This is a genomic window from Flavobacterium algicola (genome assembly GCF_022399565.1).
GTDB classification, from domain to species: Bacteria; Bacteroidota; Bacteroidia; order Flavobacteriales; family Flavobacteriaceae; genus Flavobacterium; species Flavobacterium algicola.
On sequence record NZ_JAJTUT010000002.1, the window covers coordinates 263,151 to 276,799 of the forward strand.

Sequence of the window (13,649 nt, forward strand, 5' to 3'; positions counted from 1 at the left end):
ATAATAGTGCAATTGCAATTTATTTTTAATTCTATAAGGCGTTTCGAAAGCCTTTACAATTTCATAAACAAAAAAAATCATCCTAATACTTAAAAAATCCTTTAGTAGAGGTATTTTATTAGTATCAGGATGATAATTATTTTAATCTATGCTGCGTTTTTAGAAATTAAATCCAAGTCTTGCATAGTAGTAAGCTCCTCCAAATCCCATTTGAACGGCATCCCAGTATCCACCACCTTCAACCCAGTCATCTTGTTGATCTGGATAGATATTGAAAAGATTGTTTGCTCCAAGGCTTAGTTTGGTAGTTTTAGATAGTTTATATCCTAACGTTAAATCAGTAGTGATTTTTGCAGAATAAGTATCTGTTGCTAATCTTATTTTTTCATCAAAGCTATCGTAGTCTGCTGTATCTTCTGTTGCTTGGTAGTCTAACAATTTTACTTCGCTAAAGCGTGTGAAGGCTAGTCCGGCATTAAATTTATTTACTTCATAGCTCAAATTCAAACCAAATTTATTTTTTGGAGCAGAAGCCAAAAGAAATGCTTTTTCTCTTTCTCCAAAGAATATTTGCTCGTCTAGGTCGCCATTCTTAACATTGTCGATTTTCATATTATTAATGTTTCCAACTAATGTAGCGCCAAAAGTTTGTCCAGCAATTTTCTTTTTCCATGAAAATACTAAGTCCAAACCTGTTGTTTTTGTGTCAGTACCATTTACAAAGAACTGCGCTGCGTCTACACCAAGGTTTTTATCGTAGCATCAAAATATCCAGTCAAAACAATACGATCGTCTACATTAATTAAATAACCATCAACTGTTGCAGTAAAATCACCAAAATTAGCAGTGAATCCAAGTGATGCGTTCAGTGCTTTTTCTTCATTAAGTTTTTCGATTCCAAAAGATTTGGTTACTGGGCTGCTGTTTTGAGATAGTAATACCTCAGAAGCACCACCAGCGCTAAAGTTGGTAAAACGTAAATTATAATACACTTGTGCCAAAGACGGAGCTCTAAAACCGGTACTTACAGATCCTCTAATATTAATTTTGTCATTAAGTTTAAGACGCATAGCTAGCTTTCCGTTTAATGTACTTCCAAAATCGCTGTAATTTTCAAAACGTGCTGCACCGCTAATCAGGAAAGCTTTAGACACGTCAAGTTCAGCATCAGCGTATAAAGATACATTTGAGCGTGATTTGTTAACCGCATTTGCTGGACTATATCCAGGGAATCCTTGAGAACCTCCCGGTCTTGCATCTCCAGAAATTACATCTATTGGTGCAAATTGCGTTGTAGGATCTGTGATTGCTACTCCGTTGGTATCATATGTTGCATACGAACCTTCTTCACCGGCAAAAATTTCAAATTTTTCTGTTCTAAATTCCCCTCCAAAAGCGAGATTAAAACCTTCTAGTATTCCGTCATAATTTTTTGAAATGTCTAAATTCGTTGTATTTTGAGTCAAACTATGTCCACCTGCATCAAACTCTGTAGGTGAAGCATTCTCTAAAGATGCATTTAATGTTCCTTTTACATAATAGTGAAAAAGGTTTTTACCGTTTGTATTACTAAAATCTAATTTCCAACCACCAGTTGTGGTTGTTCTAAAACCAACTGCAACGGAATTGTCTAAGATGTTTGACGTGATTCTTGGACTGTAACCTCCTGGATATATCGACTCAACAACTCTTGCTCCGTCATTTCTTGTAAAAGCATAAGCGTCGGTATCTCTAAAGTTTCTTCCACCAAAAGCGTAAATTTCTGTTTTATCAGATACAGGCACCATCATGTTGGCAAACAAATTGAAACCTGTAATAGCTGCTTCACCAAACCCCTTTCTAAAGTCGAATCCAGGACGTAGTGTTTTGTTTTTGTTAATATATTCTGTGGTAAAGTTGGCAAAACCACCTTTGTCACCTATAGCAACACCATAATTAGCAGCTACTTTTACAGAACCACCATCAAAAGCTTGATTTTTACCTACTGAGTTTCCGTTTCCGTCTAAGTCCAGTCTATAATTATCTGTATTTGCAGTTCCTTCAGGAAAATCTCCTTTAGCATTTGTATTGAATACGCCATAGGTAACAGAGCCTGTAAATTCGTCAACATTGTCATTTAGTACAATATTTACCACTCCTGCAATAGCATCAGAACCGTATTGTGCGGCAGCACCATCACGCAGGATTTCGATTCTTTTAATAGAACTTGCCGGAATCGCATTTAAATCCGTTCCTGTATTTCCACGTCCACGGGTACCAAAAAGATTGATAAGCGAAGACTGATGTCTTCTTTTTCCATTAATTAAAACCAAGGTTTGATCTGGTCCTAGTCCTCTTAAAGATGCAGGGTCAACGTGATCCGATCCATCAGAACCAGATTGTTTATTGGCATTAAATGAGGGAGCAACGTACTGTAACAATTCGTTAATCTCAAGTTTACCACTTTGTGTTGTAATATCCTTTACATTAATAATGTCGATTGGTACAGCCGAATTTACAACTGTTCTCTTAGAATTTCTAGAACCAACAATAACAATATCATTTAATAATTCACCACCTTCGGATGCAAGCGTGATATTGATAACGCTATTATTAGCTTTCTTTTCAGTAGTAGCGTAACCTAAATAACTAAAGACTAACATAGCTCCTTCTGCTACATTTATTTTATATTTTCCGTTGAGATCTGTTGCGACTCCCTTATTTGTTCCTTTTTCGATAATATTCACACCAGGAAGACTACTTCCAGATTCATCCTTGACGACACCCGTGATATTTTTCTGCGCAAATAAATACGTAGAACTAAAGATTAAACATAGTAGATAGATTTTTTTCATTTTGTAGTGTTTCTAGTTTAGATCTGCAATATAGTGTACTTTTAACGTTTTATTATAATAAAATATGTTAAGAATCATATTTATGGTGATTAAATGTTAATTATATCTTTAATTGTCTAATAATTATTAAATAAGTAAAAAACAGCTATTAATTATTTTAAACTCTAAATAATAATCGCTAAAACATTTTTTAAATCTTATATTTGCAAACTTTTAAAACTAAGTTTTTTCAAAGCATATTCATTGTAGAATATGCACTCTAAAATATACACACCATGAAAGCAGGAATTGTAGGATTACCTAATGTTGGAAAATCAACACTTTTTAATTGTTTGTCAAATGCCAAAGCGCAAAGTGCAAACTTCCCTTTTTGTACTATCGAACCTAATATTGGAGTAGTAAATGTACCAGATCCACGTATCAATAAATTAGAAGAATTGGTAAAGCCTGAGCGCGTACAAATGGCTACTGTAGATATTGTAGATATTGCAGGATTGGTAAAAGGGGCAAGTAAGGGAGAAGGATTAGGAAATCAATTTCTTGGAAACATTAGAGAGTGTAATGCTATTATTCACGTTTTGCGTTGTTTTGATAATGACAATATTGTACACGTAGATGGAAATGTAAACCCAATTCGTGATAAAGAAACGATTGATATCGAGTTACAATTAAAAGATCTTGAAACAGTAGACAAGCGTTTGGAGAAAGTAAACCGTGCTGCTAAAACAGGAAATAAGGAAGCGCAAACAGAAAAAGCACTTTTGGACCGTGTAAGAGAAGCACTTTTGCAAGCAAAGTCAGCGAGAACAATTACTCCTCAAGGCAATGACGAAGAAGTTTTAATGGAATCGTTTCAATTGATCACAGCAAAACCAGTTTTGTATGTGTGTAACGTAGACGAAAACTCAGCAGTAAACGGAAACAAATACGTTGATCTAGTTAAAGAATTAGTAAAAGACGAAGATGCCGAAGTAATTATTCTTTCAGTAGGTGCTGAAGCTGATATTACAGAATTAGAAAGTTTTGAAGAACGTCAAGTTTTTCTTGAAGATATGGGATTGACCGAGCCTGGAGCATCAGTTTTAATTCGTGCTGCTTACAAGTTATTGAAACAACAAACGTATTTTACAGCAGGTGTTAAGGAAGTTCGTGCTTGGACCATCAATATTGGTTCTACTGCACCACAAGCTGCGGGAGTTATCCACACCGATTTCGAAAAAGGATTCATCCGTGCAGAAGTTATCGCTTACGAGGACTTCGTTCATTATGGTTCAGAAGCGAAATGTAAAGAAGCGGGTAAATTCAAAGTGGAAGGAAAAGAATATATCGTAAAAGATGGTGATGTAATGCACTTCCGTTTCAATGTGTAATTCTTGATAGAACAACAGCATAAAACATAAAGAGAGAACCTGCAAAAGCAATTTTGCAGGTTTTTTTGCGTTTATATTAACTTTATCAGTACTGTAAATGGTCCAAAATAGCTGAGTCATTATTTTTGATTTCACTTCAAAAAAGGGTTCCACATATTTCAAACAATTTCGAACTTTGGTAAATCAGAATTAACTTCAATGTAGAGTTAAATTTTAATTCTTATCTGCGAAAATCTGCCAAATCTGTGTGCAATATTTATCACGCAAATTTTGATAGAGTTCGAAGATTTTTAAAAGGGTTAAATAGAATAAAAAATAGAATAAGGATTACTCTTACTGCTTTTTTCAAGGCTATCAAATTAATATATTCTATTACAAACGACCTAATCAGTAGTAAAATATTAAATTATAAAGTTGGCTATAACGTTTTGTAAAGTAGACTTTTATTCTTTCAGTTGCATATATGGTGCTTTCGCTTAAATTAAATAATTTTATTATAGCGCTCCATTGCTTTGTAAAAAATAGTCCGTATCCGTTTGCGCAACCGTTCTTATTTTAGCACCTTCAAGACCGTTCCCAAATAATAAGTAGTCGAGCAAGCAGCAATCAAGTCTTCCAGCGTCTATTATCGGTGCTGGTTTTGTAAATAATTATTAAATGATTTATACCTAATTAAAACCTTTTTGTCCTGCGACAATGTTTGCTTTTTTGGGCGTGACCCCAAAAGAAAAAATAGCTTACTTTTAGCACCGCTTATGGAGCCGTTTTCTCCTCTGCGGTCGGGCTATTCATGCTACTTCGGTAGCTTATTCCTATCCCTCAGGCGCGCTACTAATAACATTTGTTTTTGTTAGAAAAATTCGTTTATATTCATGCAAGGTCTTATTAACCTTATAGATATAGTACATAATAGCTTCTAAACAAAAATGAAAACCTACAAGGTCTAAAAAAGACTTTGCAGGATGACGTTGCTATTTTAAAATTATTCTTTATTTGAGGCTACGCAAAACTATCGCGTACAACAACAACAACAACAATTTTGAATCATCAAAAAATAAGTAACAAAATGAAAGCATAAAACTAAAAAAAAGATTCCCCAATATACTGCTAGTAAAACGTTGATTTACCAAAAGTCATCATTTTGTGATTATGATGGAACACTAGTATTGATATACGGCCGAAATCCCTTTGACGCTAGCCGTTGCGATGCCGATATATTGAACGAAGCAGTGTCAATTTACTTATAAACTACCATCGATTAAGATATAAAACATTATCGGTTTCTGGTCGTGAAGCTCGGTTTTTGGCCCCTAAATTACATTTCCTATAAATTTACAGTATACAGATTGATATTTTGCAAATGCTTAAGGCGCGAGAACAATGGAAAGATTCGCATGTGGAAATTGAAATATACACCAACTACAAGAAAGACAATCATTTTATAGAATTTGTACTCGATGATCGCAACTAAATAATAAATACTTAGTGAAAGGAATTGCAAATGACTTGTTTTTAAATGTATTATGAACGATAATAATTAACCCAAACAGCGGGTGTTTAAAAGCCTTCACAAACAACCATAACACTTAGTGATATATGCTGAGGAAACTTTTGGGATTTAAATGATTAAAAAAAATGAAATGCTGGAAGTATTTGTGGTGCATTATTTGTTAAATTTGAAATCCAAACACACTAATTATCAGAATAAAAAGATTTAACTTAAACTATTAAAACATCACAAATAAATTTTTCAATGAATTATAGAACTGTATTCCTTCAAAATAAAAAAGTAGTTCTAACTGCATTAATTGTATTAGCCTTTTCATGTAAAAAAGAAACTATAGGTATTAATAAAATAAATAAGAACGACACAATTGTCATGGTGGAGCCAAAGGAAGAAAAAGTAATTCCTACTGAAACTGAAAGCGCATTTTTAAAGGTTCTCATAAAAAGAGAAATTGGTGATCAAAAGTATAAGGAGATGCAGGTACAGGAGTTGCCTTTTTATGTTTCATTTGCAAATGATGGCGATCCTTACACAGTTTCATACTTGATAAGCCATAAAGGAGATTTAAATAATGACGGAATAATTGATTATGTAATTAATAGATCATCTGAAGGAATGCTGGGAGGGAATTCAAATACAAATCAAGATTTTATTTTTTATATTATGAAAGATGAAATTAATGAAAAAGAATCGCATAGTATTCTCGGTTATGCTCCATTTTCATACAATATAATTGACGACAGTAAATTTGTAAATAATACATTGTTGGTTGATATCTCACAAAATTATAGAACCTATTCAACTAATGATACAAAATCTACCTCGTTATCTTTTGTGTATAGAAATGGTAACCTGTATGAAGAAAGCTACTTATCAGATTGTAAATTATCTCAGTTGAAATCAAAAACTATTTTTATAAATATTGCTGAAGTTCACAAACGTACTCGAAGCATAGATATGCATAATTATACCGAAACAATTGATGAAGAATATAAAAATAATGATACTATAGTTACCGCTAATTTGTCAGGTTGTGATAATTTATTATTATCCTTTGAATCAACTTACAAAGTTCCCTCTGATAAAATAAATGACGCAACATTTAAGAGAGCTACTACATTACAGTTTCTTAATTTTTTATCACGAAACACTCAGTTTTCCAAAGAAATAAATATAGTTTCTAAATATTTTAACCACAACGTTATCAATGATGAATATATCGAAGCTATAAAAGGTTATAAGTTTAGAATTTTAATTCAAAAGAATGATGAAGACAAAAATGAATTGCGATTTTTAGTGCAGATTGATAGAATAGATAATCCTTACCAAATTGAGAATTGGGAAATTACTACAAGGCAAAAAAAAAATAGTAATTAATGGAAGCTAGATAAGAACTAAACTTTACAATTCCGATTACTCATTAGATAGAATATAAAGCGCCCTTATTCAGGGCGCTATTTTCGTTCTTTTTTCTAAAATTCACTACGCAAAATAACTGCGCATACCCTTTTGATTATTTGGAAGAAATAGAACAATTTCTTTGACATTATAAAATGTAATGAAATACGGATGCCAGTTCGAGTCTTTCGACTTCGCTCTAAACAGTCTTAAATCGAGAAGCATTATGAGAACCATTATGAAAACCAAACGAGCATCTCGACTGCGCTCGATCTGACAACATACTTTCAGAAAGGATCACTACTAATAGTTAAATTATTTAGCTGCATACGTCAATTCGATTCTTTCAATTTCGCTCTAGACAGGCTTAAGTCGAGAACCATTATGAAAGACAGACGAAGATCTCGACTGCGCTCGATCTGACAAATCATTAGGATCTTGATTATAATTCAAATAAGTTGATGTCAGTTCGACTCTTTCGACTTCGTTCTAGAAAGGACTTAATCGATAGCCATTATGCGCACAATACGAAGATCTCGACTGCGCTCGATCTGACAAGATGCTTGCAGTAAAGTATTATAGTGAAAATCAAAATTTATGATCAGTATTTCATTTCTGTATTTGTCTGATGATTTAATCCTTTTTTACTATTTTTATAAAAAAAAGATGAAAATATTAGCTTTTGGAGCCAGTTCTAGTAAAAATTCAATTAATAAAAAACTAGCAACTTATGCTGCTTCTCTTATTGATAATGTGGAAATAGAAGTGTTGGATTTAAATGATTATTTAATGCCGATTTTTAGCATAGAAGTAGAGGAAGGAGTAGGGCAACATCTGCTCGCTCAATCTTTTTTAGATAAAATAGCTTCATCAGATCTATTAATTATTTCACTAGCAGAGCATAATGGTAACTATTCAGCGGCATTTAAGAATATTTTTGACTGGTGCACGCGTATTAACGGAAAAGTATTTCAACAAAAACCAATGTTATTGATGGCAACCTCGCCAGGAGGTAGAGGAGGAGCAACCGTTTTGGAAATTGCCAAAGCGGCTTTCCCACGTTTTGGGACTGAGATTAAGGGTACATTCTCATTACCTAATTTCAATGATAATTTTGATTTAGAGAAAGGACAAATTTCTAATCCAGAATTGGATAAGGAATTGAGAAATATCGTGAGAATGATTTAAATTTAATAATTACAAATAATCAAAATTCATCATTTGTTATTATTAAATTATAAAACTTTTAGTTTAGGATAGACTTGTTCGATTAAAGCAATTCATCGCTTATTCGTAGTTAGCAAATTTAACAGCAAATATACATCGATTAACGGTGCTGCCATTAGAATAGCCGCTATTGGGTTCATGTTCAGTGAGGCTCCACAGATAATCGTATTCAGATTCATAATATAAAGCTTCCGCTCCATATGGCCATCTGTAGCGAACGGTGTCAGGTTCGCCGTCTGTATATCTTGCCAGTCGAGCGTTTGAGCCGTATGAGTTTGAGGGAGAACCTGTGCAGGAAAGCCACGTTTTGGATCCTTTTCTAAAAAGCCCTTGCATTCCATGCGCATGATAATCTGAAAATAAAGAATTTTTTGGAATTATTAGTTTGATATCCTCATTTAAAATCATTCCTGTCGATGCAATAGGAAAACCATAAATTTTAGGAACAATACTAGCATCTGCGCTACCAGCATAATATTGAGCTGTCCATAATTCCGTTCCTTCTGCATTTATTTGGATAGAAGAAAAAGGATTCGCTCCACCATTGATATCATAGTAACCGGTCTGAGGTAAAATATACCTGTAATTGAACGCATACAAATCTCCATTATCGCTTTTACCACATAAATTGGCTGTTGTATCACCGGTTTTCATTTCAATAATTTTATTGAGATCAAATACACGAATACCGAGATTGGTACTGGCGATGTATAATTTATGATTAAAATATGCCACTCCGCCAGCGTGAATGTCAAGTGGTGCGAAGGTGTTATACTGAGTATAGTTGCTGACCGATGTTGGAATCGTTGGCTGTGTCAATAATATATGACGGTACTTGAGATAAGTATTAGAACTTGGACTTATGTCAATTAGTGTGATACGTGATCCCTTATAGTCAGAACTATTATTAGCATACCAAGTAACTAGTAGATATCTTACTCCATCACGTACAAATCCTGTTATTCCCTGAGGTTTCCACAAGTTAGTAGTTTCGTCATCACCATTCCATCGAATACCTCGGGCTCTATTTTCTTCAGGAATGTTAAAACCATAAACTTCAGTATATGAATCGCCACCTATAGCTTCTCGATTTTTATTGATTTGAGTAGGATTGAGAAATGTAAAACCGCTATTTAGATAGCTACTTGTATCTATAAAACCATTTACAGTTATGCCAGATATAGTCGTTGAGGAGTCAATAGTATCAATTGGTGGACCGGATTGATCAATGTCATTATCAGCAGATTCTGTTGTAACTTGAGTACAATTTTGAAATAGGATGCTAATTATGAAATAAATGCTTAATCTATAATTCATGACTTTATTTTTTTGAATTATTTAAAATTCTTTCTGGATAATCAGTGATAATTCCGTCCACTTGTAACTGAATCATGCGATTAATGTCTGAAGGTTCATTCACCGTCCAAGGGATTAATTTCATGTTTTTTGCTTTTATAGAATCTACCGTTTTTTGATTTTTAATTAATGCAAAATGGGGACTGTAAATTTGTGGTTTAAATTCTAGTAATTTTAAATTAGCTTGAATGTTTCCTGTAGATACTAAATATGCAACTTCAAAAGTTGGGTATTTCAGATGAAAAGCATTTAGTAATACTGGATCAAAAGATTGAATATTAATTCTGTTTTCCATATGGTGCTCTTCAATTACTTGCATAATCAAAGCTATAAATTCTTCGGGTTGAGGTTGTGAGATGTCGTATTCTGATTGCTCTGATTTGATTTCGATGTTGTATTTTACAGTAGGAAGATTTTTTTTAGCTAATTCCTTTTCTACAACATCAAAAAGTTCATCTAGTAGTGGTTTGTATGTTTTTATCTTTTTTTGATTAGGAAAATTTACATTTCCTCTAGAACCACCATCAAATTGTTTGATGTTTTCGTAATCCATTTGATATAAGTTAAACTCTTTTTCTTCCTTTTTAGCAATCGCTTCACCAGAAGGTTTTGACATGTATGTTGAGGACATAAATGGTTCGTGAGAAACGACTACCTTTCTATCTTTTGAGATAACAACATCTAATTCTATTACATCAACGCCTTTATGGATAGCGCTTAAAAAAGCTTCAATTGTGTTTTCAGGAAAATTTCCACGGTCTCCTCGATGGCCTTGTACCTGAATTTTATGTCCTTCTGTTTCTGAAACAGTCTTTTCAACTTTACAGCCTACAACGGTAATAAAAGTAGTAAGGAGAATAATTTTAAAAATTTTCATATAATAATTTGTTTAAAAAGCTTGTTTAACTTTTGAGGATCAAACAAGCTTATTATTGTTTTTTATTTTGGATTTTCAATTCGATAAGAACTTTTTTCAATAAATTCATTCCCGTACATATCGGTCGCTTTTATTTCAATACGATGTTCACCAACTTCTAATTTTGAAGGTACAGGCGCTTGCCACAAATGTTTGCTGATAATAGGATTTGAGGAGCGACGCCCTGGCATTAACTCCGTTGTAGTATCCCATTCATTAACGTAGGTTACGTATGAAGGATCATACTCACTGACGTAAGTCATGTCATTCCATTTACCTTCATCAATGCGGCACATCACCCTGTCTTTTGGAGTACCCATAAAAAAATTGGCGTAAATTCCTGCTTGGGTCTTGCGACCCTTAGCAACTACTTTGGGAGCAAAAATTTCTATTTGAAACTCCTTAGGTTTATTAGCAACTTTATAATCTATTTTATATTGATTACCATTAAAATGGATGAAAGCATACCCTTTTGGTGTACCATCTCTCATGGTTGAAATAGGTATACCATTTTCGTTCAATTTACCAGAATACCAGTCCCCAGACGTGGTTCCAACATTATATTCATGATGCGGCTTGTCTCGAAGCCAACCTTCCTTTTTTTCAAAGAAATCTTGACGCTGTATATGTGTATGCGCTGACAATGATAATGTATTGGGGAAATCCTTCAGCAAGTTAAATAAGGCATTACGATCCTCATCTCGATAAGAGTCATCCTCTGGTTCACTCAAAGGAATATGAAAAGCCAAGACGACTAAATGATCTTTAGGAACAAACTTTAAATCATTGGCAATAAAATTCAATTGGTCTTCACGCAGTCCACCCCAATAGCCTTCACCATCTCTTGGGTCAGGATATAAAATATCATCCAAAACAATAAAATGAACTTTGCCATAATTGAAAGCATAATTTGCAGGTCCAAAATGAGCTTCATAAGTTTCGTCACTTTGATTATCTGTCTTTGCATCGAAATTCATGTCATGATTCCCCATAACATTGTACCACGGAATTTCAACTGCTTTAACAGCTTCGATATAAGGAGTGAATAAACTCAAATCATTGCCTACTAAATCACCCAAACTAAGTCCGAATGAAATATTCTTTATAGCTTTCACTTCAGAGACGATTCCTTTTTTGAAATAGGCTATTTCTTCTAAAGTATAGGGTTGAGGGTCTCCAAAAATAAGAGTTGAAAATTCCTCCGTTTCGTTTTTTTGGATTAATCCAAAGTCAACTGATTTAGGCAATTTCCCCGTGGGAGCAACTCCTTTAAATTTTAAATCAGGAGAACCGTTAGGCTTATAATTATAAAAAAATTGCGGTAAATTATTGGCATTGGTCGCTACTGCATAACCTGAAGGTTTAATAACTGAGATGATATTATCGTTGCCAATTGGAAGTTCGTATTTTCCGTTTTTATCAGTTAAAACAACTTGCTTTCCGTTTGTTACTGCGACATTTTCAATGCCGAGTTCCTGTGCTTCTTTTTTACTGTTAAGGTTACCATCATTATATACGTAACCTGAAACTTTATTTTGAGCTGCTGCTACTAAAGTAAAAAGTGCAGTACATATAAATAAAAATAATTTTTTCATCTTTTAGAAATTATTTATCCCACCAAACGGTAGAATTAATATTATCTGGACCACCTAGCAATTCAACAGCTTTCTTATAATTTACGGCATTGCTTATTTGAACATCAGTTGGGTAGTAAAAACGACTAGGCATTTTTTTATCGTTGAGCATAGCGTCAGTTGTAGGTAAAGCTGGTAACCCAGTACGTCTGTATTCAAACCATTGCTGATAGTCAACAAAATAAAGTGCATAATATTTTTGAAGCATAATTTGATCTAGAGTCCCATTATAAGCTGTGCTAACAGCATTAAAATATGTAGTGGGCATGACTGCCTTCAATTGTTCAATACCTCCTTTTACTCCGTTTTTATAATGGGTTTCAGCATCTGTAAAGTAGCCGCGTTGTGCTAATTCAGCTTTTATAAATTCAACTTCAGCATAAGTTAAAAGAAAAATTTGCATCGGATTTTCTACTTGTATAATATTGTAGGTTGAAGCATCATAAGTAAATTGAGACTCAGGTCCACTATAAGCGCTTGGAATACCTTTGTAGCCTAAATTAACATTATTAGCATCTGTGGCAGTAGTAGCTATTATAGGTAATCTTGGATCTTGAAAGCTATTTAAATTATCTATAAAAAAGGAAGCTATTTTAACATTAAGTCTAAAATCTTGTGGTCTTCCCCAAGGAGATACATTTGGTGTTATGCCTGTCACCTGTAAAATAGCAGACTCTGCAGTAGTTGTAAATACGGGATATGTTGTAGGATTATTTACCATTGCTGCCAGTTTCTGAAAAGCATTGGTTTCAGTTCGATTTGAAATACGCAACAGTAATCTTAGGTGCAATGAATTGGTGAACTTTTGCCATTTTTTCACATCATTATTAAATAAGATATCACTAGCATAAACCATTGTCTTGCTGGTGTCATACATTTTATTGGCATTCTCAAGATCTGCCAAGATAGTTTCGTAGATAAATTCTTGGGAATCAAACGTTGGATAAAAAACACCTTCATCTCCTTTTATGGCATCTCTCATCGGTACAGGTCCAAATAAGTCTGTTAAATTTGCAAACAACCAAGCATTCAGCGTCAAGGCAATCGCCTCATAGTTTTTATCATTAGCATTTACTGCTGCTAATCGCATTTCCTTAATATTATTCAACCATTTGTAATAATTATTCCAGGAAGAACTTCCAATATTCTGCGTTACATCGTATCTGTGAAGGCCTCCTGAAACGCTAGGGAACGGCACCGATACTTGCATTAGGTCGAAAGTAATATCAGCACTTTTTGTGGCATTGTGCGTTGCTATTCCATAAATAATAGGATTGATGAGTGTACCTGGACTTATTTGCGCAATTCGATTGGGATCTTCATTAACTTCTTCAAAATTATTAGTACACGACTCGAAAATATTCAAGAAGAGTAGAATACAAATTAAGTGTTTTATTGTTTTCATTT

General features: G+C 33.7%; 7 protein-coding genes and 1 pseudogene. 3 read left to right on the forward strand and 5 right to left on the reverse strand.

Features of this window, described 5'->3' with window-relative positions; translation table 11 throughout:
• Window positions 1–159: 159 nt before the first annotated feature.
• A pseudogene (locus tag LXH21_RS07920) lies at window positions 160–2,834 on the reverse strand (TonB-dependent receptor).
• A gap of 275 nt (window positions 2,835–3,109) precedes the next feature.
• Here LXH21_RS07920 and ychF point away from each other — a divergent pair.
• The 3 genes from ychF to LXH21_RS07935 all read left to right on the forward strand — a co-directional run bounded on the left by ychF (window position 3,110) and on the right by LXH21_RS07935 (window position 8,297).
• The gene (ychF, locus tag LXH21_RS07925) at window positions 3,110–4,204 is read left to right on the forward strand and encodes a redox-regulated ATPase YchF (protein ID WP_239864373.1); all 1,095 of its coding nucleotides are present in this window, start codon (window positions 3,110–3,112) and stop codon (window positions 4,202–4,204) included.
• 1,753 nt (window positions 4,205–5,957) lie between these two features.
• Window positions 5,958–7,088, forward strand: a complete 1,131-nt coding sequence (locus LXH21_RS07930; protein WP_239864374.1) for a hypothetical protein — start codon at window positions 5,958–5,960, stop codon at window positions 7,086–7,088.
• Window positions 7,089–7,775: 687 nt separating this feature from the next.
• Complete coding sequence (locus tag LXH21_RS07935; RefSeq protein ID WP_239864383.1) at window positions 7,776–8,297, forward strand: NADPH-dependent FMN reductase; 522 nt, start codon at window positions 7,776–7,778, stop codon at window positions 8,295–8,297.
• Window positions 8,298–8,396: 99 nt separating this feature from the next.
• Here the strand turns inward: LXH21_RS07935 and LXH21_RS07940 are convergent, their stop codons facing one another.
• From LXH21_RS07940 to LXH21_RS07955, 4 genes are all read right to left on the reverse strand, one after another.
• A complete protein-coding gene (locus LXH21_RS07940) occupies window positions 8,397–9,653 on the reverse strand; it encodes a hypothetical protein (RefSeq protein ID WP_239864385.1) in 1,257 nt (418 codons plus the stop codon).
• A 4-nt stretch (window positions 9,654–9,657) separates the two neighbouring features.
• Entirely contained in the window at window positions 9,658–10,569 is a 912-nt protein-coding gene (locus LXH21_RS07945) for a glycerophosphodiester phosphodiesterase family protein (protein WP_239864388.1), read from the reverse strand.
• A 62-nt stretch (window positions 10,570–10,631) separates the two neighbouring features.
• Window positions 10,632–12,203 (reverse strand): calcineurin-like phosphoesterase C-terminal domain-containing protein, encoded by a 1,572-nt coding sequence (locus LXH21_RS07950; RefSeq protein ID WP_239864390.1) that lies wholly within the window; start codon window positions 12,201–12,203, stop codon window positions 10,632–10,634.
• 10 nt (window positions 12,204–12,213) lie between these two features.
• Window positions 12,214–13,647 (reverse strand): SusD/RagB family nutrient-binding outer membrane lipoprotein, encoded by a 1,434-nt coding sequence (locus tag LXH21_RS07955; RefSeq protein ID WP_239864392.1) that lies wholly within the window; start codon window positions 13,645–13,647, stop codon window positions 12,214–12,216.
• Window positions 13,648–13,649: the final 2 nt, after the last annotated feature.

What these genes read in the sequence shown, in the direction of transcription:
- ychF (WP_239864373.1), top strand. Translation starts at nt 3,110, where the DNA reads ATGAAAGCAGGAATTGTAGGATTACCTAATGTTGGAAAATCAACACTT.
- LXH21_RS07930 (WP_239864374.1), top strand. Translation starts at nt 5,958, where the DNA reads ATGAATTATAGAACTGTATTCCTTCAAAATAAAAAAGTAGTTCTAACT.
- LXH21_RS07935 (WP_239864383.1), top strand. Translation starts at nt 7,776, where the DNA reads ATGAAAATATTAGCTTTTGGAGCCAGTTCTAGTAAAAATTCAATTAAT.
- LXH21_RS07940 (WP_239864385.1), bottom strand. Translation starts at nt 9,653, where the DNA reads ATGAATTATAGATTAAGCATTTATTTCATAATTAGCATCCTATTTCAA.
- LXH21_RS07945 (WP_239864388.1), bottom strand. Translation starts at nt 10,569, where the DNA reads ATGAAAATTTTTAAAATTATTCTCCTTACTACTTTTATTACCGTTGTA.
- LXH21_RS07950 (WP_239864390.1), bottom strand. Translation starts at nt 12,203, where the DNA reads ATGAAAAAATTATTTTTATTTATATGTACTGCACTTTTTACTTTAGTA.
- LXH21_RS07955 (WP_239864392.1), bottom strand. Translation starts at nt 13,647, where the DNA reads ATGAAAACAATAAAACACTTAATTTGTATTCTACTCTTCTTGAATATT.